This window comes from Cupriavidus sp. DB3, from assembly GCF_020418465.1.
Lineage (GTDB): Bacteria > Pseudomonadota > Gammaproteobacteria > Burkholderiales > Burkholderiaceae > Cupriavidus > Cupriavidus cauae.
Genome location: NZ_JAIZPL010000002.1, coordinates 190847 through 215002, shown reverse-complemented (window position 1 = coordinate 215002; position 24156 = coordinate 190847). Strand labels below are relative to the sequence as shown.

Here is a 24156-nt window from a genome sequence, read left to right as displayed (position 1 = left end):
CGACAGACCGCGGAGCCTCCCGTCAGGGCGGCACCGCTTGGACCGCGAGGGTGGCGAAATTGGTAGACGCACCAGGTTTAGGTCCTGACGCCAGCAATGGTGTAGGGGTTCGAGTCCCCTCCCTCGCACCACACTTCCTGATCGTCTCGTTTCCCGTACGGCAGCGCCCGGCCGCCGTGATTGGTGAAACATTTGCTTACCGACGTTTCACCGGATGTCTCGCCGGTGATCCGCGCCGGCGCTAAGCTCCTCGACAAGAAGAACGCCGTCGCGCCCGCCCCGAATCGGGACAACATCATGACCCTTACAGCAAAAACCCTCTGTCTCGCCGCCTTGCTCGCGCTGCCGCTGGCCGTCCACGCCGATCCGTGGAAGGACGAAAGCGGCCATGGCAAATGGCGCGGTCATCACCATGGCGGCGACTACAAGGAAGAGTACTGGGACGGCAACTGCAAGGTCGAACGCAAGTTCAAGGGCAACGGCGACTACAAGGAAGAACGCAAGTGCAAGGGGCCGCGCTACGGGTACTACGGCCCGGCGCCGGTCTATGTCCAGCCGGCCCCGGTCTATGTCGAGCCGGCCCCGGTCCATGTGCCGCCGGGCGTCACCGTCCACGGCACCGTGACGTTCCCGCGCTGATCCGCCGCGGTTCCCCGCTGACTCCTCGCTGATTCGCCGCTGATTCGCCGCTGGTTCGCCGCTGGTTCGCCGCGGCTTTCCCGTTCCAGCGTGGCGGCGCCATCGCGGCCGCCCGCGTTCCGGGCGTCCCCGCGTCCCGTCCCCCGCGTCCTATAGTAGATACCCGCAGGCCAGCGTTGCACCGGCGCCCCCCATTCGCGGACGGCGCGCCACGCGCCTCACGCCAGTGCGCGCCATCCCTGTATCTCGAAGAGGGGAACCATCATGGCACTGGCAACCACCCTGGCGACTTGCCTGAGCAGCAAGAACAGCCATTTCGATATCATCCGCCACCCGTATGCGCTGGGCAGCATGGCGACCGCGCAAGCGGCCCATGTGCCGGGCGATCGCCTGGTCAAGACCGTATTGCTGGAGGACGAGGCGGGCTATGTGGTGGCGGTGATGCCGTCGACCCGCCTGCTCGATCTGTCCGAGCTATGCGAACGCACCGGCCGCCGGCTGACGATGGCCAGCGAGGACGAGGTGCGCGAAGTGTTCAAGGACTGCGTGCTGGGCGCGATCCCGCCGGTCGGCATGGCCTATGGCATGCGCACCTATATCGACGAGAGCCTGCTTGGCCAGCCCGAGGTCTATTTCGAGGCGGGGGATCACGAGGAGCTGATCCACATGACCACGGAGGCCTTCCTCGACCTGATGGCAGGCGCCGAGCGAGGGCAGTTCACCCGCCGCATGATGTAGCGGAAACGGGCAGGCCGCCGTGTGCGAACGGTAGCTGTCGGCGCGCTGCACGGCGCCGGTGATGCGAAACGCCGCCGCGCCGTCGCTCAGGGCTGCTCGCCTTCCAGCGTGAAGGTCGCGCCGGCGTCCTGGCCGAGCAGTTCGACCAGCGCCGGCAGCGCCGCCTCCAGCGCCGCCCGCAGCGTCCAGGGCGGATTGGCCACGAACATGCCGCTGCCATGCAGGCCGAGCCCGCCGGGCACCGGGTGCTTGACCGTCAGCGTGGCATGCAGCCAGCCCTTGAACGGCAGCGCCTTCATCTGGACCGGCAATTGCGCGGACTCGCGCCGCTGCACCTGCGGATACCAGACCGCATAGGTGCCGGTAGCGAAGCGCTGCAGCCCATCGCGCAGGCACTGCACGGTGCGCGCGTAGTCCTGCTTGTCCTCGTATGATGGATCGATCAGCACCAGCGCGCGGCGCGGCGGGGGCGGCAGGATGGCCTTGATGCCGCCGAAGCCGTCGCCGTCGTACAGCATCACGCGGCGTCCCGCGCCGCGGAAGTTCTCGCGCAGCACCTGGATCTCGGTGCTGTGCAGTTCGAACAGCCGCAGCCGGTCCGCGTCGCGCAGCATCTGCCAGGCGAGCCACGGCGAGCCGGGATAGTGCCGGAGGCGGCCGTCCGGGTTCAGCGTGCGCACCTGGTCCAGGTATTCCTGCAGCAGCGGCGGCAGCGCGCGGCCTTCCGCGGCGGCCCGCCACAGCGGAGCGATACCGGTCTCGAACTCCGATTTCTTGGTCGCATAGCCCTCGTCGAGCGCGTAAAGGCCGGCGCCGGCGTGCGTGTCGATGTACCAGAACGGCTTGTCCTTCTGCGTCAGGTAATCGAGCAGATGGGTGACGATGGCGTGCTTGAGAACGTCGGCGTGATTGCCGGCGTGGAAGGCGTGGCGATAGCTGAGCATGGCAGGGGCGGGCGGAGCAGGGCGCCATGCTACCATCCGGCCGACCTTCCGCGGCGCCCGCGGCCGTCATGCAGCCTTTTGCGCTCGTTTTGGGCCGGCTTTGCGCCGTTTTTTGCGCCGTTTTTTGCGCCGTTTTTTGCGGCGATCGTGCGCCGGTCCTGGCGTGCCGTGAAGCGTCTTGCCGCGTCGTCCTCCGTCCTGTTTTTCCGTTCTTCCGATGCCCCGCGCCCTCGATCCCGCCGAGCCGATCCTGTCCGACCAGGGTACGCCGTACTCGCCCCGCTATGACGACGTCTATCACAGCGTCGAGGGCGGGCTGGCGCAGGCGCGGCATGTCTTTCTCGGCGGCAATGGCCTGCCGCAGGCGTGGCAGGGGCGGGAACAATTCGTCATCGTCGAAACGGGCTTCGGCCAGGGGCTCAATTTCCTGGCGACGTGGCAGGCCTGGCGCGACGACCCGCGCCGCTGCGCGCGCCTGCATTTCGTCTCGATCGAGAAGCATCCATTTACCCGTGAAGGCCTGGCGGCGCTGCATGCCGACCTCGAAGAGCTGGCACCAATCGCGCAGCAGTTGCAGGCCGCGTGGCCCCTGGCGCTGCCGGGGCTGCATCGGCTCGCCTTCGACGGCGGCGCGGTGGTGCTGACGCTCGCGCTGGGGGACGTGCAGGCACTCTTGCCGCGGCTGGCAGTCGGTGCCGATGCCTTCTATCTGGACGGCTTCGCCCCGGCGCGCAATGCCGACATGTGGGATCCCGTGGTGATGAAGGGGCTGGCCCGGCTGGCGCGTCCCGGCGCCACGCTGGCGACCTATACGGCCGCCGGCTTCGTGCGGCGCGGCCTGCAGGCGGCCGGGTTCGAGGTCAGCAAGGCGCCGGGCTTCGGCAGCAAGCGCGACATGACGGTCGCGCGCGTGCCGGCCGAGCGCCGGCGCCGCCATGCGCCGCCTTCGCCCGGTGCCTGGACGCGGCGCCACGCGATCGTGATCGGCGCCGGATTGGCCGGCTGTGCGGTGACCGAGCGGCTGGCGGCGCGCGGCTGGCGCGTGACGCTGATCGACGCGCACGACGGCCCGGCGCGCGAGACCTCGGCGCATCGCGCGGCGGCCATGCACCCGCATCTGTCGCCGGACGACAGCGTGCTGTCGCGGCTGTCGCGCGCCGGCAATCTCCATGCATTGCGGGCCTGGCAGGCGCTGGCCGAGGCCGGGCATCCGGTCGGCTGGCAGGGTTGCGGCGTGCTGCAGGTCGGTCAGGACGACGAGGACACGGCGCTGCAGCAGCGCGCGCTGGCTGAACTCGGGTTCCCCGCGGAGTATGTACGCTGGATGTCGGCGCAGCAGGCTGCCGACGAGCATGGCGCCACGGTGGCGCGCGGCGGCTTGTGGTTCCCCCAGGGGGGATGGGTCGCGCCGCCCGACGTCTGCCGCGCTCAGTTGGCGATGGCGGGGGCGGCCGTGGAGACACGGTTCGGCTGCCGTATCGCCTCCCTGCGCCGGACCGATGACGGGTGGCAAGTATTCGACGAGGCAGGGCGGCCGGTGGCCGAGGCGCCGGTGCTGGTGCTCGCCAATGCGCACCACGCCAGCGGCCTGCTGCCGCTGCGCCATCTGCCGATCCGGCGCGTACGGGGGCAACTGACCACGCTCGAGCCCGGCGATGTCGCTCGCCTGGGCCGCTGGCCCGACTGCGTGGTAACGGGCAGCGGCTACCTGCTGCCGCGCGACGGCGACGGCAGCGCCAGGATCGGGTCCAGCTACGAGCCGGACGAAGGGCCGCTGGTCGAACGGGTCGAGACCCATGCCGACAATCTGCGCCGGCTGTCGGCGCTGTTGCCGGACCGGAGCGCGGCGGTCAGTGCGCTGGATCCCGCCGCGCTGCACGGATATGTCGGCGTGCGCAGCGTCTCGCACAATCGCTTGCCGTGGGTCGGCCAGGTGGCCGACGAGGCCGAGTGCGAGCGCCGGGCCGCCTCGCTGCGCGGCGCGCATCTGCGCGATCTGCCACGGCTGCCGGGGCTGTATGTGGCGCTCGCGTTCGCCTCGCGCGGGCTGACCTGGGCGGCGCTGGCCGGCGAACTGCTGGCCAGCCGGATCGAGGGAGAGCCGCTGCCGGTGGAAAGCGATCTCGCCGACGCGCTGGATCCGGCGCGGCTGCTGCTGCGGGCGCTGCGGCATGGGCAGCACGGCGGCGACGGGCAGGATGCCGAACGGGATACCGGGCGGGATGCTGAACCGGATGCCGGGCAGGGCGCCGGGCGGCCCGGCCAAGCCCTGTCAGGGTAAAAACTGCCGGAACCGGATCGAAACCGTGCGATAATCCGCGTTTTCCGTTTGCGCGGTGTGTTTGTTTGCGCGAGTTCGCGATCGGGGCTCAGGCGGCTTGTCCGCGTGCCTCATGCGTGGCTGGTGCGTGCGAACCGTTCGACGGCCTGAGGGAGAAAACCCTGCACGCAGGCACGCAAGCGGAACGCGCTGACGAACACAACAACATTTCTGGATTGGATTGACGACCATGTCGAATGTGATTGAAAACCTCGGCAAACTCGACCGCAAGGTGACCCTGGCCATTCCGAAGGCCGAGGTCGAGAAGGAGAAGCAGGAGCGCCTGGTTCGCCTGTCGAAGACGGTCAAGATGGCCGGCTTCCGCCCGGGCAAGGTGCCGATGAAGATGGTCGAGAAGCAGTACGGCCAGCAGGTCGAGTTCGAAGTGCGCTTCGACAAGGCCGCCCGCAAGTTCTTCGACATCACCCAGCAGCAGGACGTCAAGGTCGCCGGCCAGCCCAAGTTCGAGATCAAGACCGAAGGCGTGGCGGACGACGAAGTGGCATTCGACGCCACCTTCGAGGTCTACCCGGAAGTCAAGATCGGTGACCTGTCGGCCGCCGAAGTGGTCCGCACCAAGACCGAGATCACCGACGCCGAGATCGACAAGACCATCGAGATCCTGCGCAAGCAGCGCGTCCACTACCACGCCCGCGGCGAAGCCGGCGAGCACGGCGACGGCGGCGGTGAAGTGGCGGCCAAGAACGGCGACCGCGTGACGGTCGACTTCGTCGGCAAGATCGACGGCGTGGAGTTCGCCGGCGGCAAGGCCGAGGACTTCGTCTTCGTGCTGGGCGAAGGCCGCATGCTGCCCGAGTTCGAGCAGGCCGCGCTGGGCCTGAAGGTTGGCGAGAGCAAGACGTTCCCGCTGGCGTTCCCCGAGGACTATCACGGCAAGGAAGTCGCCGGCAAGACCGCCGAATTCACCATCACGATGAAGCAGGTCGAGTGGGCTCACCTGCCCGAGGTCGACGACAACTTCGCCAAGTCGCTGGGCATCGCCGACGGCAGCGTCGAGAAGATGCGCGCCGACATTCGCGAGAACCTGGAGCGCGAGGTCAAGCGCCGCACGCACGCGATGCTGAAGGACCAGGTCATGGAAGCGCTGATCAAGGCCAGCGAGCTGGACGTGCCCAAGGCGCTGATCGAGCAGGACCAGGAGCGCCTGGTGCAGATGGCCCGCCGCGACCTCGAGCAGCGTGGCATGCCGAACGCCAAGGACATGCCGATTCCGCCGGAGATGTTCGCGCAGCAGGCCGAGCGCCGCGTCAAGCTGGGCCTGATCCTGGCCGAGATCGTCAAGGCCAACGGCCTGGAGGCCAAGGCCGACCAGATCAAGGCCGAGATCGAGGAGTTCGCCAAGAGCTACGAAGATCCGAAGGAAGTCATGCGCTGGTACTACGGCGACCAGCAGCGCCTGGCCGAGATGGAAGCCTACGTGCTCGAAAACAACGTGGTAAATTTCGTGTGCGAGAAGGCCAAGGTCATCGACAAGCCGGTGTCCTTCGAAGAGCTGACGGCCGAAGGCAACGGCGGCCAGCAAGCCTGATCGAAAGAAAAAGCCGCCTTCGGGCGGCTTGTTTGCCTTTCGCCGAGGCCACTGGCCTGCCACCGAATTCTGGAGAACCCTGCATGACCCGCAATGATTTGCTCGATCGTCTCGCCACCACGCAAGCCTCGGCGCTGGAGACCATGGGCCTCGGGCTGGTGCCGATGGTGGTCGAGCAGTCCGGTCGGGGCGAGCGCGCCTATGACATCTACTCGCGCCTGCTGAAGGAGCGCCTGGTGTTCATGGTGGGCGAAGTCAACGACCAGACCGCCAATCTGGTGATCGCGCAGCTGCTGTTCCTGGAGAGCGAGAATCCCGACAAGGATGTCTTCCTCTACATCAACTCGCCGGGCGGTTCGGTATCGGCCGGTCTGGCGGTGTACGACACGATGCAGTTCATCAAGCCGGACGTGTCGACGCTGTGCATGGGCATGGCCGCCAGCATGGGCGCGTTCCTGCTGGCCGCCGGCGCCAAGGGCAAGCGCCTGGCGCTGCCCAACTCGCGGATCATGATCCACCAGCCGCTGGGCGGCGCGCGTGGCCAGGCCTCGGACATCGAGATCCAGGCGCGCGAGATCCTCTATCTGCGCGAGCGCCTGAATTCGATCCTGGCCGAGGTCACGGGTCAGCCGGTCGAGAAGATTGCCCGCGATACCGACCGGGACAATTTCATGAGCGGCGACCAGGCGGTCGACTACGGCCTGATCGACAAGGTGATCGCCCGCCGCGGTTGAGCTTGGCGCGGCGCGCCGGCTTCGAACCCTGATCCGGCCTCAAACGGCCAAGCCTACACCACATAACGAGGCCCTGCGCCTCGTTTGTGGTGTTTGCCCCCACACCTTGGGGGTTCCGCCCGCTGCCCGAAAGGTTTTGGCGTATGATGCGTTTGACGCGTATCGCCAAGGTCCTTTCTGCGCCCTGGCGCGCCCCTGCTAATGTGACGATTCCTATGGCGGACAAAAAAGGTTCATCCAGCGAGAAGCTTCTGTATTGCTCCTTCTGCGGCAAAAGCCAGCACGAGGTCAAGAAGCTGATCGCCGGCCCGTCGGTGTTCATCTGCGACGAATGCATCGACCTGTGCAACGAGATCATTCGCGATGAAGCCGCCGGCGCCGACAAGGGCGCCCCGGCCGCGGCGAAGTCGGATCTGCCGACGCCGCACGAGATCCGCGAAAGCCTGGACCAGTATGTGATTGGCCAGGAGCAGGCCAAGAAGATCCTGGCCGTGGCTGTCTACAACCACTACAAGCGGCTCAAGCATCTCGGCAAGAAGGACGATGTCGAGCTCTCCAAGAGCAATATCCTGCTGATCGGCCCGACCGGTTCCGGCAAGACGCTGCTCGCGCAGACGCTGGCACGCCTGCTCAACGTCCCCTTCGTGATCGCGGACGCGACCACGCTGACCGAAGCCGGCTATGTCGGCGAGGACGTCGAGAACATCATCCAGAAGCTGCTGCAGAACTGCAATTACGAGGTCGAGAAGGCCCAGCGCGGCATCGTCTACATCGACGAGATCGACAAGATCTCGCGCAAGTCGGACAACCCGTCCATCACGCGCGACGTGTCGGGCGAGGGCGTGCAGCAGGCGCTGCTGAAGCTGATCGAAGGCACCATGGCCTCGGTGCCGCCCCAAGGCGGGCGCAAGCATCCGAACCAGGACTTCCTGCAGGTCGATACCACCAACATCCTGTTCATCTGCGGCGGCGCCTTCGATGGACTGGAGAAGGTGATCATGCAGCGTTCGGACAAGACCGGCATCGGCTTCGGCGCGCAGGTCCAGAGCAAGGAAGAGCGCGACGTCAGCGAGGTTCTGCCGCAGACCGAACCGGAAGACCTGATCAAGTTCGGCCTGATCCCCGAGTTGATCGGCCGCTTGCCGGTGGTCGCGACGCTGTCCAAGCTCGACGAGGCCGCGCTGATGCAGATCCTGGTCGAGCCTAAGAACGCGCTGGTCAAGCAGTATCAGAAACTGCTGGCGATGGAAGGCGTCGAACTGGAAATCCGGCCGGCAGCGCTGTCCGCGATTGCCCGCAAGGCCATCAAGCGCAAGACGGGTGCGCGCGGCCTGCGTTCGATACTCGAACAATCGCTGATGGATGTCATGTACGACCTGCCGAATTACAAGGGCGTGCAAAAAGTCGTGATCGACGAAAGCACCATCACGGGCGACGCACCTCCCTTGCTGATGTACGAGGACCAGCCCAAAGTGGCTGGCTCCAACTGACGCGAACGCCGGCGCATGGGCGGATCCCGCGCCGGCAGCCAACCGACAGGCCGTTCGCGAAAAGCGAGCGGCTTTTTTTCTTCATTTCGCCAAACGAACGGGAGGAAACGCGGGTATGCTGTTTGCGCGGGATTCGCAAGTGTCGGGGCCGTCATTTGACTGATGCTGCGAACCGGTGATTGCTGTCTTGTAATCGGTTCGTGCGACCCAATTTACGCCTTAAATGACTGACTGGGGAAACTGATGTCTGGAACACAACTCCTCCCGGCTGAGCCGATTCGCCTCCCACTGTTGCCGCTGCGCGACGTGGTGGTGTTTCCGCACATGGTGATCCCGCTGTTCGTGGGTCGCCCGAAGTCCATCAAGGCGCTGGAAACTGCGATGGAGTCGGGCAAGAGCATCATGCTCGTGGCCCAGAAAACGGCGGCGAAGGATGAGCCCACCGCCGAAGACCTGTACGAGGTCGGCTGCATCGCCAATATCCTGCAGATGCTGAAGCTGCCCGACGGCACTGTGAAGGTGCTCGTCGAAGGCACGCAGCGCGCGAATATCCGCGAAGTGAGCGAGGACGACTCGCATTTCATGTGCGAGGCCGTGCCGGTGCCCCTGGGCCCGGGCGAAAGCGCCGAGACCGAGGCCCTGCGCCGCGCGATCGTGTCGCAATTCGACCAGTACGTGAAGCTGAACAAGAAGATCCCGCCGGAGATCCTGACCTCGCTGTCGGGCATCGACGAGCCGGGTCGCCTGGCCGATACCATCGCCGCGCACCTGCCGATCAAGCTCGAGCAGAAGCAGAAGATCCTGGAGATGGTCAATGTGACTGAGCGCCTGGAGAGCCTGCTGTCGCAACTCGAGGGCGAGATCGACATCCTGCAGGTCGAGAAGCGCATCCGTGGCCGCGTCAAGCGGCAGATGGAGAAGAGCCAGCGCGAGTACTACCTGAACGAGCAGGTCAAGGCCATCCAGAAGGAACTGGGCGAAGGCGAAGAGGGCGCCGATCTCGAGGAGCTCGACAAGCGCATCAAGGCCGCCCGCATGCCGAAGGAGGCCAAGAAGAAGGCCGAGGCCGAGTTCAAGAAGCTCAAGCTGATGTCGCCGATGTCGGCCGAGGCGACCGTCGTGCGCAACTACATCGACACGCTGGTCAACCTGCCGTGGCGCAAGAAGAGCAAGGTCAACAACGACCTGGCCAACGCCGAGCGCGTGCTGGACGAAGACCACTACGGTCTCGAGAAGGTCAAGGAACGGATCCTGGAATACCTCGCCGTGCAGCAGCGCGTCGACAAGGTCAAGGCGCCGATCCTGTGCCTGGTCGGGCCGCCCGGGGTCGGCAAGACCTCGCTGGGCCAGTCGGTGGCGCGTGCGACGAACCGCAAGTTCGTGCGCATGGCGCTGGGCGGCGTGCGCGACGAGGCTGAGATCCGCGGTCACCGCCGGACCTACATCGGTTCGATGCCCGGCAAGATCCTGCAGAGCCTGACCAAGGTCGGCGTGCGCAATCCGCTCTTCCTGCTCGACGAGATCGACAAGATGGGCATGGACTTCCGCGGCGACCCGTCGTCGGCGCTGCTCGAGGTGCTGGACCCGGAACAGAACCACACGTTCCAGGACCACTACATCGAGGTGGACTTCGACCTGTCGGACGTGATGTTCGTGGCGACCTCGAACTCCCTGAACATTCCCCCGCCGCTGCTCGACCGGATGGAAGTGATCCGGCTGTCCGGCTACACGGAGGAAGAGAAGGTCAATATCACCCAGCGTTACCTGCTGCCGAAGCAGATCCGCAACAACGGGCTGAAGCCGGGCGAGATCGAGGTCACCGAAGCGGCGATCCGCGACATCATCCGCTACTACACCCGGGAAGCCGGCGTGCGCTCGCTCGAACGCGAGGTGTCGAAGATCGCCCGCAAGGTGGTCAAGATGCTGCTGCTGAAGAAGGAGAGCGGCACGGTCAAGGTCGATTCGGACAACCTGGACAAATTCCTCGGCGTGCGCAAGTACGACTTCGGTCTGGCCGGCAAGGAAAACCAGGTGGGACAGGTCACGGGTCTGGCGTGGACCGAGGTCGGCGGCGATCTGCTGACGATCGAGGCGGCGCTGATGCCGGGCAAGGGCAATATCACCCGCACCGGCTCGCTGGGCGACGTGATGAAGGAATCGGTCGAGGCAGCCCGTTCGGTGGTGCGTTCGCGCGCCCGCCGGCTGGGCATCACGGACGAGATGTTCGAGAAGCGGGACATCCACATCCACGTGCCCGAGGGCGCGACGCCGAAGGACGGTCCGTCCGCCGGTATCGCGATGACGACGGCGCTGGTGTCGGTGCTCAGCGGCATCCCGGTGCGCGCCGATGTGGCGATGACTGGCGAGATCACGCTGCGCGGCGAAGTGCTGCCGATCGGCGGTCTGAAGGAGAAGCTGCTGGCCGCCCACCGCGGTGGCATCAAGCTGGCGCTGATTCCCGAGGAGAACGTCAAGGACCTCGCCGACATCCCGGACAACGTCAAGAACAATATCGAAATCGTTCCGGTGCGCTGGATCGACAAGGTGTTGGAAATGGCGCTCGAGCGCAAGCCCGAGCCGTTGCCGGAGGAAGTCGCCAGCCCTGCCGAAGTCAAGGACAAGGGCGCGGCTGCCACGCACGAGATGATTCACCACTGATCGCGTGAGGGCGGGGCGGGGCGATCCCGACCGCGCCCGCCGGCACCGCAAAACCGCAGGGTTCGCCCTGCGGTTTTTTTTTTGCGCGCCGCGCGGTGTTCGGCTTGGCAAAGCCAAACGCGCTGTATTACACTTGCGGCCTCGCAGCGCAAACGGCAGTCAACGGCTGATACGTGCGCGGCGATACAGCCTGATTGGCGGCATTGCGGCCACATCGCGGCAACATCGAGCGGGTGCTTAGCTCAGCTGGTAGAGCGGCGCCCTTACAAGGCGTAGGTCGGGGGTTCGATCCCCTCAGCACCCACCACTCACTCGATGGCCCGATCGCCATGCCCCGCGTCATCAGGCCGTGTCGCCGGTGGCGAGACCGACATCGGAGTGGTAGTTCAGTCGGTTAGAATACCGGCCTGTCACGCCGGGGGTCGCGGGTTCGAGTCCCGTCCACTCCGCCACATTGCATCCGGGCACCGCCAGGTGGCCGGCCGAATCAGCCGCCTCCATGCGGCTGTTTTCATTTGTAGCCCGTCTTGTAGCCCGTCTTGTAGCCCGTCTTTTTGCCCAGTCCGCAGCGGCCGCCGACGCCACATCCACAGGGCGACCCTGCGCAGCCTGCTAGAATCGCGGAGTTTGACCTCCGTCCCAACTTGATCCCGAGTCAGCATGCTTGATTTCGTTCGCAACAACCGGCGCCTGATGCTTTTGCTGCTGCTGGTGCTGGTGTTTCCGTCGTTCGTGTTCTTCGGCGTGGAAAGCTATTCGCGCTTCATGGACAGCTCGCACGACGCCGCCAAGGTCGGTGGCCGCGCCATCACCCAACAGGAAGTCGATAACGTGCTGCGCGAGCAGTCGGAGCGGATGCGTCAGGTGCTGGGCGCCGCCTACGATCCGCGCCAGTTCGAAGGGCCCGAGGCGCGCAAGGCCGTGCTCGACCAGCTGATCCTGCAGCGTGTGGTCGCCGACGAAGTCAATCGCGCGCATCTGACCGTGTCGAACGAGCGCCTGTACGAGGCAATCATCGCGATCCCCGCGATCGCACAGCTGCCGAAGAAGGCGGACGGCACGGTCGAGGACAAGGCCTATATCGAACTGCTGGCCTCGCAGGGCATGACGCCCGAACAGTTCGACGCGCGCATGCGCTTCGACCTGGCGACACAGCAGCTCGGCCAGTCGATCGGTGCCACGGCCTTCATGCCGAAGTCGCTGCTCGACCGCCTGATCGCCGCGCGCGACCAGCAGCGCGAGGTCCAGCCGCTGCTGCTGAAGGCGACCGACTACGCCGCCAAGGTCACGGCCGACGACGCCGCGCTGAAGGCGTACTACGACAAGCATCGCCAGGCCTTCAGCGTGCCAGAGCAGGCCAAGGTCGAATACCTGGTGCTGTCCGCCGATGTGCTGGCCGCCGGCATCAGCATCACGCCCGAGCAGCTCAAGTCCTACTACGACAGCAATATCGCGCGCTTCCGTACCGACGAGCAGCGCCGCGCCAGCCATATCCTGATCGCCGCCTCGAAGGACGCGCCCGCCGCCGAACGCCAGGCCGCCAAGGACAAGGCGACCAGGCTGCTGGAAGAGCTGCGCAAGCATCCGGACACCTTCGCCGACGTCGCGCGCAAGCAGTCGCAGGATCCGGGCTCGGCGGAGAAGGGCGGCGACCTCGGCTTCATGGGCCGGGGCGCGCTGGTCAAGCCGTTCGAGGACGCGATGTACGCGCTGCAGCCGAACCAGCTCAGCGATGTGGTCGAGACCGACTACGGCTATCACATCATCAAGGTGACCGAGATCAAGCCGTCGCAGACGCGTCCGCTCGAGGCGGTCAAGACCGAGCTCGAAGCCGAACTGCGCAAGCAGCTGGCGGCCAAGCAGTTCACCGAGCAGGCCGATGCCTTCGGCAATACCGTCTATGAGCAAGCGGATAGCCTGAAGCCGGCCGCCGACAAGTTCAAGCTGACGATCCAGACCGCCGACAACGTGACCCGCGCGCCGAACCCCGCGCTGGGCGCCAACAATCCGCTGAACAACGAGAAGGTGCTGACCGCGCTGTTCAGCGATGACGCGATCAAGAACAAGCGCAACACCGAAGCGATCCAGGTCGGTCCCGAAACGCTGGTTGCCGGCCGTGTCGTCGAGTATCGCCCGGCGTCGGTGCGGCCGTTCGACGCGGTGCGCGACCAGGTCCGCGCGCAGTACGTGGCAGAGCAGGCCGCCGAACTGGCGCGCAAGGACGGCGAAGCGCAGCTCGCCAAGCTCAAGCAGAGCGGTTCGGCCGACGGCTTCGGCGCGGCCGTGACGGTGTCGCGCCAGCAGCCGGCCGGTCTGGCGCCGAAGGCGGTCGAGGCCGTGATGCGTGCCGATGCGTCGAAGCTGCCGGCGATGGTCGGCGTCGATCTGGGCGCGCAGGGCTATGCGATCTATCGCATCGCCAAGGTTTCGCAGCCGGCGCAGGCCAATCCCGCGCAGCGCCAGGCCGATGCCCAGCAGCTGTCGCAGCTGGCCGGCCAGAGCGAGCTGGAAGCGTTCTTCGAGAGCCTGAAGGCGCGGTCGGACGTCGAGGTGCTCAAGCCCGCGGCGCCGGCGGAATCCCAGCCGGCAGGCTGATGGCGATGGACAGGCCCCGCAGGGTCTGCCCGGTAGTCATGGAGAATGCATGGAGGAAAGGGGCCCCGCGGGGCCCCTTTCTCATGCGCCGGTGGTCAGGGCCACCGGGCTGCCGTTCAGGCCGGTGGTCAAGGCCGCCGTGCGGCCGTTCACCCATCCATCCTGCAGGGCACCGTGCTGCGGCTTACCCGCGGCGCTGCTGCGCCTTGCCTTCCTCCGCGCTGCGCCGCTGGCGCTTGAGCAGCGGCTCCAGCTGCGGCCAGACGGTGTCGAGCAGCGCCGGCTGGGCCTGCGCGGTCGGATGGATGCGATCGTCCTGGAACCAGTCGGGCCGCGTCACCACCTTGTCGAGCAGGAAGGGCACCAGCGGCAGCTGATACTCCTTCGCCAGCTTCGGATACAGCGCGAAGAAGCGCTCGGTGTAGTCGGGCCCGTAGTTGGGCGGGATCCGCATGCCGATCAGCAGCACGCTGGCCTTGGCCGCCTTCGCGCTGGTGACGATCTGGCGCAGATTGGACTCGGTGCTCTGCAGCGGCAGGCCGCGCAGCGCGTCGTTGGCGCCGAGCTCGACCACCACGACGGCGGGCCGGTGGCGGGCCAGCAGATCGGGCAGACGGGTCTTGCCGCCCACCGTGGTCTCGCCGCTGATGCTTGCATTGACGACGCTATAATCGAACCTCTCCGCGCGCAGGCGGTCTTCCAATAACTTGACCCATCCTGCGCCGCGCGCGATGCCATATTCCGCCGACAGGCTGTCGCCAAGCACCAGGATGGTGGGCGCGCGTTGCGCCAGTGCCGGCATCGCCGCCAGCGCCAGCAGCCCGCCCAGCACCAGGGCGCGCCAGCGTCCACCGATGTCCCGCCAGAAACCGTTCCGGAAACCCTTGCTCATGTCCTCATCCATTCTTGCTGTCGAATCCTTGGGAAAGACCGTGACGGACGCGACCGGTTCGCTGACGATTCTGCACGACGTGTCCTTTTCCGTCACGCCCGGCGAAACGCTGGCCATCGTCGGCGCCTCGGGTTCGGGCAAATCGACGTTGCTCGGGCTGATGGCGGGCCTCGATCTGCCGAGCCGCGGCACCGTGTCGCTGCACGGGCACGACCTGTTCGCGCTCGACGAGGACCAGCGCGCCGCGCTGCGCGGCCGGCATGTCGGCTTCGTGTTCCAGTCCTTCCAGCTGGTCGGCCATCTGACCGCGCTGGAGAACGTGATGCTGCCGCTGGAGCTGCGCGGCGAGACCGACGGCGTGCGCGAGCGCGCCAAGGCGATGCTGGAACGGGTGGGCCTGGGCGCGCGCCTGTCGCACTATCCGCGCACGCTGTCGGGCGGCGAGCAGCAGCGCGTGGCGCTGGCCCGTGCCTTCGTCACGCGGCCCGACATCCTGTTCGCCGACGAGCCGACCGGCAGCCTCGATACCGCGACCGGCGAAGCGGTGATCGCGCTGATGTTCGAGCTGAACCGCGACGCTGGCTCGACGCTGGTGCTGGTCACGCACGACCGCTCGGTCGCGGCGCGCTGCGGCCGCATCCTGACCATCGAGGCAGGGAAGGTCGCCAGTGACGAGTGGATGGGCGCCGAGGTCTGAGCACGCGGCCAGGGCCGGCGCTCAGCCTCCGCGGGCCAGCGCGCTTCTGGCGCGCGCGATCAGCGCGCTGGTGGACGGATCGTGCGGGCCTTCGCCGCGTCCGTTCAGCTCGGCCTCGATCGGCCGCGCCAGCAGCTTGCCCAGTTCGACGCCCCACTGGTCGAACGAGTTGATATTCCAGATAGCGCCCATCACGAAGGTGCGGTGCTCGTACAGCGCGATCAGCGCGCCCAGCGCGCGCGGCGTGATGCCCTCGATCAGCAGCATATTGCTGGGCCGATTGCCCGCGAAACGCATATGCGCGATGCGCTCGGGCTCGACGATGCCGGCCGCGCGCAGTTCGTCCTCGGTTCGTCCGCGCATCAGCGCCTCGGCCTGCGCGAAGCAGTTGGCCAGCAGCTTGGCATGATGGCCCGGCAGCGTGCGCGGGGCGGACAGCGGCGCGACGAAGTCGACCGGCACGATCTGCGAGCCCTGGTGGATCAGCTGGAAATAGGCGTGCTGGCCATTTGTGCCGGCCGTCCCCCAGACCACGGGCGAGGTGTCGACGCGCACCGGCTGGCCGTCGCGCTGCACCGACTTGCCGTTGCTCTCCATTTCCAGTTGCTGCAGGAAGGCGGGGAACAGTTCCAGCGAGGTCGAGTACGGTGCCATGCAGCTGGTCGGCAGGCCGAACACATTGCGGTACCAGACCCCCAGCAGGCCGAGGATCACCGGCATGTTGCGCGCGAGCGGCGCGGTGCGGAAGTGCTCGTCCATCTCGCGGCCGCCGGCCAGCAATTCGGCAAAGGCCTCGAAGCCCAGCGCCAGCGTGATCGACAGCCCGACCGACGACCACAGCGAAAAGCGGCCGCCGATCCAGTCCCAGAACTCGAACATATTGGCCGGGTCGATGCCGAAGGCGCGCACCGCCTCGAGATTGGTCGAGACCGCGACGAAATGGCGCGCCAGTCCGCTCTCCGGCACGCCGCGCGCGACAAACCACTGGCGCGTGCTGTTGGCATTCGCCATCGTCTCGAGCGTGGTGAAGGTCTTCGAGCAGACGATCACCAGCGTGCGTTCGGGATCGAGCCGCGCCAGCGTCTCGGCCAGCTCGGTGCCGTCGACGTTGGAGACGAAATGCACGCGCGGCCCGGACACCTTGCCACCTTCGCTACCATCGCCGGCGAGGTGCGCCAGCGCGCGGCACACCATGCGCGGTCCGAGGTCCGAGCCACCGATGCCCAGGTTCACCACGTCGGTGATGGTCTTGCCGCTATGCCCCTTCCATTCGCCGCTGCGCACGCGCTGCGAGAAGTCGCGCATGCGCGCGAGCACATCGTGCACCGCCGGCATCACCGGCTTGCCATCGACCTGGAACGGGGCATCGGGCGCGGCGCGCAGCGCCATATGCAGCGCGGCCCGGTCCTCGGTCGCATTGATATGTGCGCCAGCGAACATGGCATCGCGCCGCGCGGGCACGCCGGCCTCTTCGGCGAGCTGGACCAGCAGGCCCATCGTCTCCGGCACGATGCGGTTCTTCGAGTAGTCCAGGAACAGGCCGGCCGCTTCCAGCGAGAACCGGTCGACCCGCTCGCGGGCGTCGGGCGCGGCAAACCAGTCGCGCATCCGCTGGTCGCGGATCGCTTGGTAGTGCTGCTGCAGACGTTGCCAGGCGGGAAGATCAGTAGGCATTGCGAAATACGGGCGGAGTAGGGTCGAACGCAAAAAAGTCGAGCGGACGATGCAAGCGGATCACGAGCGCGGAACGAGCGCAAAAAAAACGAGCGCAGACGACGCGGAACGTGCCGAGTATAGCGTGCACATTCGGCGAAAACTGTCAGACAACGCCGCAATCAGCGCGTTCCGCCGAGGCTCCTGGCCACCAGCCGCAATGCCGATTCGCCGCCCGCGACCCAGACGCCGCCGGCGCAGATCACCGCGATGCCCAGCGCCGTGGTCCAGTCCGGCAGCTGGCCGAAGGCGAGGAAGCCGACCGTGGTGGCCGAGATGATCTGCAGATAGAGGAAGGGACTCAGGAACGATGCGTCGGCGTACTGGAAGGCGCGGATCACGAAGTAGTGGCCGAGCGAACCGGTGATGCCCGCCGACAGCAGCAGCGCGCATTGCAGCGGCGTCGGCATCGCGGTGAACCAGAAGAAGGGCACCAGCAGCGTGGTCAGCGCGGCGCCGGTGATGCCGCTCCAGATCAGCGTGGTCATCGGCGCATCGTGGGCCGCCATGCGCCGCGTCAGCATCTGCAGCAGCGCGAACAGCAGTGCCGAGGTGAGGCCCAGCGCCACGCCGCCGGGCGTCAGCTCGCCGCCGGGGCGTACCACCACCAGCATGCCGGCAAAGCCGATCAGCACGCCGCTCCAGCGCATCAGGCGGGCGTGGCGGCCCGGGCGTTCGCCGAGCAGCCATGGCGACAGCGCGACGACGAACAGCGGCGCGCAGAAGTTCAGCGCGGTGGCCGTCGCCAGCGGCATCAGCTTCAACACCGAGAAGAACACCAGCGTCGAGGCCAGCATCAGGCCGCCGCGCATCCATTGCAGCCGTGGCTGGCCGGTGCGGACCTGTGCCCGGAAGCGCGCCGGGCCGAGCAGCAGGAAGATGGCGACCACATGGCCGACGTAGCGCACCCACGCGACCGCCATGATCGGCAGGCCCTGCTGGGTCAGCGTCTTGCCGGTGGCATCGAGCAGCGTCAGGATCCATTGGCCCAGCACCAGCAGCGCGATGCCGGTCAACAGTTGCCGGCGGCTCGGCGCCGCGCCCTGTATCGGGATCGCGCCGCTCATTGCCGCGCACCCGGCATGACCAGCGCGTTCAGTTCGTACCGCGCGGCGCGGGGCAATTCGCCGGCGGTCAGCCCGGCGGGGCCTTCGCCGCCCGCCACCAGGCGATCGGCGGCACGGCCATGCAGCCAGACCGCGGCCAGCGCCGCGGACTCGGCCGCCATGCCCTGTGCCAGCAGCGCGCCGATCATGCCGGCCAGCACGTCGCCGGTGCCGGCGGTGGCCAGGCCCGCATTGCCGGTCGGATTGATGGTGACCGCGTGCTCGCCCGCGTTCTTGCCGGGACCGGCGATCACGGTGCCCGAGCCCTTGAGCACGACCACCGCCTGCCATTGCGCGGCGAGCGCGCGTGCCGCGGCGAGGCGATCGCGCTGGATCTCCGCCACGGTGCAGCCCATCAGCCGCGCTGCTTCGAGCGGATGAGGCGTCAGCACGCGTGGCGCAGTGCCGGCCCCGGCCATCGCCGCCAGGGCCGTGTCGGTGGCCAGCAGGTTCAGCGCATCGGCATCGAGCACCGTGGGCGTACCGGCCTGCAGCGCGACCCCGAGCCATTGGCGCGCGTCCTCGCCGGTGCCCATGCCCGGCCCGGCGACCAGTGCCGACATCTCGGCCAACTGCAGCCGGTCGACCGGATGCAGCATCAGCTCGGGATGCACCGGATCGAACGGCGGCGCGGGGTCGGCCAGAAAGCCGATGTGCACGCGTCCGGCGCCCAGATGCAGCGCGGCCCGGGCGCCGAGCAGCGGCGCGCCGACCATGCCGATGCTGCCGCCGATCACCGCCAGCGTGCCGAAGCTGCCCTTGTGGGTGGCATGCCGCCGGCCGGGCAGCGCGGCGGCGAAGCGGGCCGGCGTATTGGCCCAGGCCGCCGGCGTGTCCTGCGGCGGATAGCCGAGGCCGAGCGGCGCGATATCGAGCTCGCCGGCGCAGTCGCGGCCGTCGAGCGTCAGCAGCCCGGGCTTGGCGGCGATGAAGGTCAGCGTGCGCGTCGCGCGCACCGCGGGCGCACCGGCACCGGTATCGGGCGACAGGCCGCTCGGCACGTCCAGCGCGAACACCGGCACGCCCTGGTCGGCCAGGGCGCCAAGGCGCGCGATCCATTCGGCGAGCGCGCCGCTGGCGGGACGGTTCAGCCCGATGCCCAGCAGGCCGTCGACGACCGCGGCAAAACGCGGTGCCGTCGCGGGCCAGGGAGGGGCGGTCTGCGGCGAGGCGGCATCGGGCACCAGCACCTGCAGCGGCACGCCGGCGTCGTTTGCCTGCTGCCACGCGCGCGCGGCGTCGGCGGGCAGGCGCGCGGGGTCGGCCAGCAGCCAAGCCTGGATCTCGCGCCCGGCCCGATGCAGGTGCGTGGCCGCGACCAGCGCGTCGCCGCCGTTATTGCCCGGCCCGGCCAGCAACAGCAGCGGTCCGGCCGGGGCGTGGGCGCTCAGCCAGGCGGCAGCCGCGGCGCCGGCAAGGGCCATCAGCGTGAACGGCGACAGGCCGGCGTAGGCGGCCTGTTCGAGCCGGCGGATCGCGGCGCTGTCGAACAACGGGACCGGCGTGGCGCTGGCGGGATCGAAGCGCAGCCAGGCCGCGCTCACGGGGGCTTGAGCCGTTTCGGTGGTTTCGGTGGCTTGGGCGGCGTGGGCGGTATCGGCGGCCGTCCCTGCAGCGGCCGTCCCCGCAGCGCCGGGAGAGGAGAAGGGCGTCATCGGCGCATTATCGCAGCGCCGCCGGCAAGCGGCTCATCGCCGCGGACCGAGGCCGTAGCGGTCCGGCGTCAGCCCTTCCAGGTCGATCTCGGCCGCCGCGCCGGCCACCTGGGCGGCGAGCAGCTTGCCCGAGCCGCAGGCCATCGCCCAGCCGGTGGATCCATGGCCGAGATTGAGGAACAGCCCCGGCACGGCGGTGGCACCGATCAGCGGCGGTCCGTCCGGCAGCATCGGCCGGGCACCGGTCCACAGCGAGGCTTCGCCGTAGTTGGCGGCGCCGGGGAACCAGTCGCGTCCTACCTTCAGCAGCGTGCGCACCGCGGCCTGGCGCAGGTCAAGCTTGCGCGAGCCGAGCTCGGCGGTGCCGGCCAGCCGAATGCGATTGCCCATGCGGGTGATCGCGACCTTGTACGACTCGTCCATCAGCGCGGCCAGCGGCGCCTGCAGGGCATCGCGCACGGGCACCGTCGCCGAATAGCCCTTGACCGGATACAGCGGCACGCGCAGGCCGAGCGGGCGCAGCAGCGCGGCACTGGCGACGCCGGCGGCCACCACGACGTGCGGTGCGCGCAGGATCGACTCGTTGCCCTGGTGCCGGGTCGATACGGACAGCACGCCGTCGCGCGGCGCCCCGATGCTGTGAACGGTGGTGTCCATCTGAAACCGCACGCCCGCCGCCTCGGCGAATTGCCGCAGCCGGCGCGTGAACATCGGGCAATTGCCCGATTCGTCCTCGGGCAGATGCAGCCCGCCGGCCAGCGCGGTGTCCGGAGCGAGGCCGGGCTCGAGGCGGCGGCATTCGGCGGCATCGATCAGCCGGTGGGGCACCGCGTTCTCGCGCAGCAGCGCCAGCGCGGGCCGGGCCATGTCGAGATCGCGCTCGGTCCTGAACAGCTGCAGATAGCCCTGCGACTGCTCGTAGTCGATCTGCAGCTGGTCGCGCAGCTGGTGCAGGCAGGCGCGGCTGTAGAAGGCCAGCCGCTGCATGCGCAGCTTGTTGATGCGGTAGCGTTCGAGCCGGCATTCGCCGAGCCAGCGCGCAATCCAGCGCCACATCGCGGGGTCGGCGCTGGGGCGGAACACCACCGGCGAGGTACTGGCGAAGAGGGTGCGCAGCACCTTGGCCGGCATCCCGGGCGCGGCCCACGGTGTCACATACCCGGGCGCGATCACGCCGGCGTTGCCGAAGCTGGTCTCCTGCGCGGGAGAGGCGCGCCGGTCCAGCACGGTGACCTCGAAGCCGGCCTCGCGCAGATACCAGGCCGAGCACACGCCGATCACGCCGGCCCCGATCACGATCGCACGCATGGCGCCTACATCTTCATCTGCGCGGGCAGGTAGGTCACCAGGCCGGGGAAGGCCCAGATCAGCAGCACCGCCACCACCATCAGCACGAAGAAGGGAAAGGCGGCCCAGGCGATATAGCTGATATTGCGCCGGGTCATCCCCTGCAGCACGAACAGGTTGAAGCCGACCGGCGGCGTGATCTGCGCCATCTCGACCACCAGCACGACGAAGATGCCGAACCACAGCAGGTCGATGCCGACCGCCTGGATGGTCGGCAGCAGCACCGACATCGTCAGCACCACCATCGAGATGCCGTCGAGGAAGCAGCCCAGGATGATGAAGAACACCATCAGCGCGATGATCAGCATGAACGGCGTCAGGTTCAGGCCGACGATCCACTCGGCCAGATGGCGGGGCAGGCCGATGAAGCCCATTGCCAGCGTCAGGAACGACGAGCCGGCCAGGATCAGCGCGATCATGCAGTACAGCCGCGTCGCCGACATCAGCGAATCGCGGAACGTTTCCCACGTCAGCGTGCGTTGCGCCAGCGCGAGCACCAGCGCGCCCACCACGCCGAGCGCGGCTGCCTCGGTGGCGGTGGCGATGCCGGCGTAGATCGAGCCCAGGACCGCGCCGATCAGCAGCACCACCGGGATCAGGTGGCGCGATTCGGCCAGCTTGGCATGCAGGTCCAGCCGATGCTCGGGCACCGGGATCGCATCGCGATGCCGCCAGCCCCAGACCGCGACGTAGCCCATGAACAGCAGCGCCAGCATCAGGCCCGGCAGCACGCCGCCGATGAACAGCTTGCCGATCGACACGTCGGCGGTGACGCCATAGACGATCATGATGATCGACGGCGGAATCAGCAGGCCCAGCGTGCCGGCGCCCGCCAGCGAGCCGATTGCCATCGACTCGGGATAGCCGCGCTTGGCCAGTTCGGGCAGCGAGATCTTGCCGATCGTCGCGCAGGTCGCGGCGCTCGAGCCCGACACCGCCGCAAAGATCGTGCAGCCGATCACGTTGACATGCAGCAGCCGGCCGGGTAGGCGCTGCAGCCACGGCGACAGCCCGCGGAACATGCCCTCGGACAGCCTGGTCTTGAGCAGGATCTCGCCCATCCAGATGAACAGGGGCAGCGCCGTCAGCGTCCAGCTCGACAGCGAGCCCCAGACGGTCAGCGCCATCGATTCGCCGCCGACCTTGTTGGTGAACAGCTCCATCGCCATCCAGGCGACGCCGAGAATCGCGATGCCGATCCAGACGCCGGCGCCGAGCACGGCGAAGATGGCGACGATCAGGAAGAAGGTGATCCAGAGATCCATGTGGTTGCGTTCCTGTGGGGGCTGACCGGTCGATACGTCGGCGTTACTCGGTGCGCGCCATTTCGCCGCTTTCCTCGCGCGGCAGACGGCGCGTGCGCAGCACGTAGACGAACTCCTCGGCGAAGGCGACGAACAGCCCGAACAGGCCCACCGCCATCGACAGCTGCGGAATCCACAGCGGCGTGGCGTCGGTGTTCTGCGAGATGTCGTGATAGATGTACGAGTCGTACGCGAGCTTGCCCGCGTAGTAGGTGAAGTACGCGGTCAGCAGCGTGGCCACCGCCAGGCAGAAGATCTCCACCCAGACACGCGGCCTGCCGTGCAGACGCTGCAGGATCAGCGTCACGCGGATATGGTCGCCCTGGCGCAGCGTCGCGGCCAGTGCAAGAAAGGAGCCCGCGGCCATGAAATAGCCGGCATAGGCGTCGCCGCCGTCGATCTGGAAATTGGCGAAGCGCCCGATGATGATGGCCAGTTCGATCAGCAGCGTCAGGCAGATGAAGACGGCGGCCAGCGCGCCGAGCGCCTGGTAGAACCACTGGAAGCGGGAAGTCATGATGCGTCCGGAAGGCTGGGGGAGGGAAGCGGAGGGCGATGCCGCGCCGGTGTCATGCTGCCGTCCCCGCGAGGGCGAGGACCAGCTGTCTCGTCGCGAGCCGCTGTCGTCCCTGCCTTCGCAGGGACGACGGGAGTCACGGGCTGGCCGGCACCACCTTGTTCGCCTTACTTGCGATACGCCGCGATGATCTCCTTGCCCTCGGGTCCGGCCTTCTTTTCCCACTCGGCCAGCAGCTCGTCGCCGATCTTCTTCATGTCGGCCTGCAGTTGCGGCGTGGGCTTGACGATGGTCATCTTGTTCTTGGCCAGCGTGTCGAGCGATTGCTGCGTGTATTCGCGCATCCGCTGCCAGCCGCGGGTCTCGGCGGCCTGCGCGGCCTTCAGCAGCGCCTCCTGCGACGGCTTGTCGAGCTTGTCGAACTCGCGCTTGTTGACGATCACCATGTTCTTCGGCAGCCAGGCATCGACCGTATGGAAGTGCGACAGGCTCTCCCAGACCTTGCTGTCGACGCCGGTGGCGCCCGAGGACATGAAGCTGTCGACCACGCCGGTGGCCAGCGCCTGCGACAGCTCGGCCGCCTGGATCGTCATCGGCTGCGCGCCGACGGCCTGCGCGATGCGCGTGGTGGCCGGATTGTAGGCGCGCCATTTCAGGCCCTTCATGTCGGCGCCCGAGCGGATTTCCTTCTTGGCGTAGATGCCCTGCGGCGGCCACGCGACCGCATACAGCAGCTTGATGCCCTGGCGGTCCAGCAGGCGGTCGATCACCGGGCGCTGCGCCTGCCACAGCTTGTACGAGGCATCGAAGCCGGTGGCGAGGAAGGGCACCGCGTCGACGCCGAACAGCGCGTTCTCGTTCTCCAGCAGCGACATCAGCACCTCGCCCGCCTGGGCCTGGTTGCTCTGCACCGCGCGCTTGATTTCGTTGGCCTTGAACAGCGAGCCGTTCGGATGCAGCGTGATGGCCAGCTTGCCCTGCGTGGCGGCGCTGACCTCCTTGGCGAACTGGTCCAGGTTGACCGTGTGCGGGTTGTTGGCCGGATAGCCGGTCGGCAGATCCCATTTGACCTGGGCCTGCGCCAGCGGCGCCATCGCGAAGGCGCAGGCGAGCAGCCCGCACGCAGACATCGACTTCAGCAATCCCTTGCGCTGCATCATTTCTCTCCTGGTTGTGTCTTTACCGCGTCGTTGCGCGTCGTCTTGGCGCCTGATCGGTGCGCTCGATCGTTGCGCGCGCGTGCGTGGATCTTGCGCCG

General features: G+C 67.6%; 18 protein-coding genes and 3 tRNA genes. 12 read left to right on the top strand and 9 right to left on the bottom strand.

Features of this window, described 5'->3' with window-relative positions:
- Positions 1-44 precede the first annotated feature (44 nt).
- From K7G19_RS06630 to K7G19_RS06620, 3 genes are all read left to right on the top strand, one after another.
- A tRNA-Leu gene (locus tag K7G19_RS06630) sits at positions 45-131 on the top strand.
- A 166-nt stretch (positions 132-297) separates the two neighbouring features.
- A complete protein-coding gene (locus K7G19_RS06625; RefSeq protein WP_223819567.1) occupies positions 298-639 on the top strand; it encodes a PXPV repeat protein in 342 nt (113 codons plus the stop codon).
- A gap of 264 nt (positions 640-903) precedes the next feature.
- Complete coding sequence (locus tag K7G19_RS06620; protein WP_149318865.1) at positions 904-1377, top strand: aminoacyl-tRNA deacylase; 474 nt, start codon at positions 904-906, stop codon at positions 1375-1377.
- An 86-nt stretch (positions 1378-1463) separates the two neighbouring features.
- On the opposite strand, the gene K7G19_RS06615 is transcribed toward K7G19_RS06620, so the two are convergent.
- Positions 1464-2321, bottom strand: coding sequence for a 23S rRNA (adenine(2030)-N(6))-methyltransferase RlmJ (locus K7G19_RS06615; RefSeq protein ID WP_226106502.1), 858 nt, complete (start codon positions 2319-2321; stop codon positions 1464-1466).
- Between the two features lie 217 nt (positions 2322-2538).
- On the opposite strand from K7G19_RS06615, the gene mnmC reads away from it, so the two are divergent.
- The 8 genes from mnmC (at position 2539) to K7G19_RS06575 (ending at position 13667) form a co-directional block, all read left to right on the top strand.
- Entirely contained in the window at positions 2539-4602 is a 2064-nt protein-coding gene (mnmC, locus tag K7G19_RS06610; protein ID WP_226106501.1) for a bifunctional tRNA (5-methylaminomethyl-2-thiouridine)(34)-methyltransferase MnmD/FAD-dependent 5-carboxymethylaminomethyl-2-thiouridine(34) oxidoreductase MnmC, read from the top strand.
- Positions 4603-4831: 229 nt separating this feature from the next.
- Entirely contained in the window at positions 4832-6190 is a 1359-nt protein-coding gene (gene tig, locus K7G19_RS06605; RefSeq protein WP_149318862.1) for a trigger factor, read from the top strand.
- Positions 6191-6273: 83 nt separating this feature from the next.
- Entirely contained in the window at positions 6274-6924 is a 651-nt protein-coding gene (gene clpP, locus K7G19_RS06600; protein WP_006575957.1) for an ATP-dependent Clp endopeptidase proteolytic subunit ClpP, read from the top strand.
- 215 nt (positions 6925-7139) lie between these two features.
- Positions 7140-8414, top strand: a complete 1275-nt coding sequence (gene clpX, locus K7G19_RS06595; protein WP_226106500.1) for an ATP-dependent Clp protease ATP-binding subunit ClpX — start codon at positions 7140-7142, stop codon at positions 8412-8414.
- A 243-nt stretch (positions 8415-8657) separates the two neighbouring features.
- The gene (lon, locus tag K7G19_RS06590; protein WP_149318860.1) at positions 8658-11072 is read left to right on the top strand and encodes an endopeptidase La; all 2415 of its coding nucleotides are present in this window, start codon (positions 8658-8660) and stop codon (positions 11070-11072) included.
- Between the two features lie 231 nt (positions 11073-11303).
- Positions 11304-11379 (top strand) — tRNA-Val (locus tag K7G19_RS06585).
- Positions 11380-11447: 68 nt separating this feature from the next.
- Positions 11448-11524 (top strand) — tRNA-Asp (locus K7G19_RS06580).
- A 208-nt stretch (positions 11525-11732) separates the two neighbouring features.
- A complete protein-coding gene (locus K7G19_RS06575) occupies positions 11733-13667 on the top strand; it encodes a SurA N-terminal domain-containing protein (RefSeq protein WP_226106499.1) in 1935 nt (644 codons plus the stop codon).
- 184 nt (positions 13668-13851) lie between these two features.
- On the opposite strand, the gene K7G19_RS06570 is transcribed toward K7G19_RS06575, so the two are convergent.
- Entirely contained in the window at positions 13852-14559 is a 708-nt protein-coding gene (locus K7G19_RS06570) for an arylesterase (RefSeq protein WP_149318858.1), read from the bottom strand.
- Here K7G19_RS06570 and K7G19_RS06565 point away from each other — a divergent pair.
- Positions 14558-15256 (top strand): ABC transporter ATP-binding protein, encoded by a 699-nt coding sequence (locus tag K7G19_RS06565; protein ID WP_053823111.1) that lies wholly within the window; start codon positions 14558-14560, stop codon positions 15254-15256. The genes K7G19_RS06570 and K7G19_RS06565 overlap by 2 nt on opposite strands.
- 21 nt (positions 15257-15277) lie before the next feature.
- Here K7G19_RS06565 and pgi read toward each other — a convergent pair whose 3' ends face one another.
- From pgi to K7G19_RS06530, 7 genes are all read right to left on the bottom strand, one after another.
- Positions 15278-16930, bottom strand: a complete 1653-nt coding sequence (gene pgi / locus K7G19_RS06560) for a glucose-6-phosphate isomerase (protein WP_226106498.1) — start codon at positions 16928-16930, stop codon at positions 15278-15280.
- A gap of 161 nt (positions 16931-17091) precedes the next feature.
- On the bottom strand, positions 17092-18036 hold the full coding sequence (locus K7G19_RS06555) for a DMT family transporter (protein WP_149318856.1): 945 nt from the start codon (positions 18034-18036) through the stop codon (positions 17092-17094).
- Positions 18033-19619 carry an NAD(P)H-hydrate dehydratase gene (locus K7G19_RS06550; protein WP_226106497.1) on the bottom strand — a complete coding sequence of 529 codons (1587 nt, stop codon included), beginning with the start codon at positions 19617-19619 and terminating at the stop codon, positions 18033-18035. Before K7G19_RS06550 ends, K7G19_RS06555 begins: the two co-directional genes overlap by 4 nt.
- A gap of 144 nt (positions 19620-19763) precedes the next feature.
- Positions 19764-21038 (bottom strand): D-amino acid dehydrogenase, encoded by a 1275-nt coding sequence (locus K7G19_RS06545; protein WP_226106495.1) that lies wholly within the window; start codon positions 21036-21038, stop codon positions 19764-19766.
- Between the two features lie 5 nt (positions 21039-21043).
- Positions 21044-22342, bottom strand: a complete 1299-nt coding sequence (locus tag K7G19_RS06540; RefSeq protein WP_149318853.1) for a TRAP transporter large permease — start codon at positions 22340-22342, stop codon at positions 21044-21046.
- A 43-nt stretch (positions 22343-22385) separates the two neighbouring features.
- On the bottom strand, positions 22386-22898 hold the full coding sequence (locus tag K7G19_RS06535) for a TRAP transporter small permease (protein ID WP_226106494.1): 513 nt from the start codon (positions 22896-22898) through the stop codon (positions 22386-22388).
- A gap of 167 nt (positions 22899-23065) precedes the next feature.
- Positions 23066-24055 (bottom strand): TRAP transporter substrate-binding protein, encoded by a 990-nt coding sequence (locus K7G19_RS06530; protein ID WP_149318946.1) that lies wholly within the window; start codon positions 24053-24055, stop codon positions 23066-23068.
- Between the last annotated feature and the right edge of the window lie 101 nt (positions 24056-24156).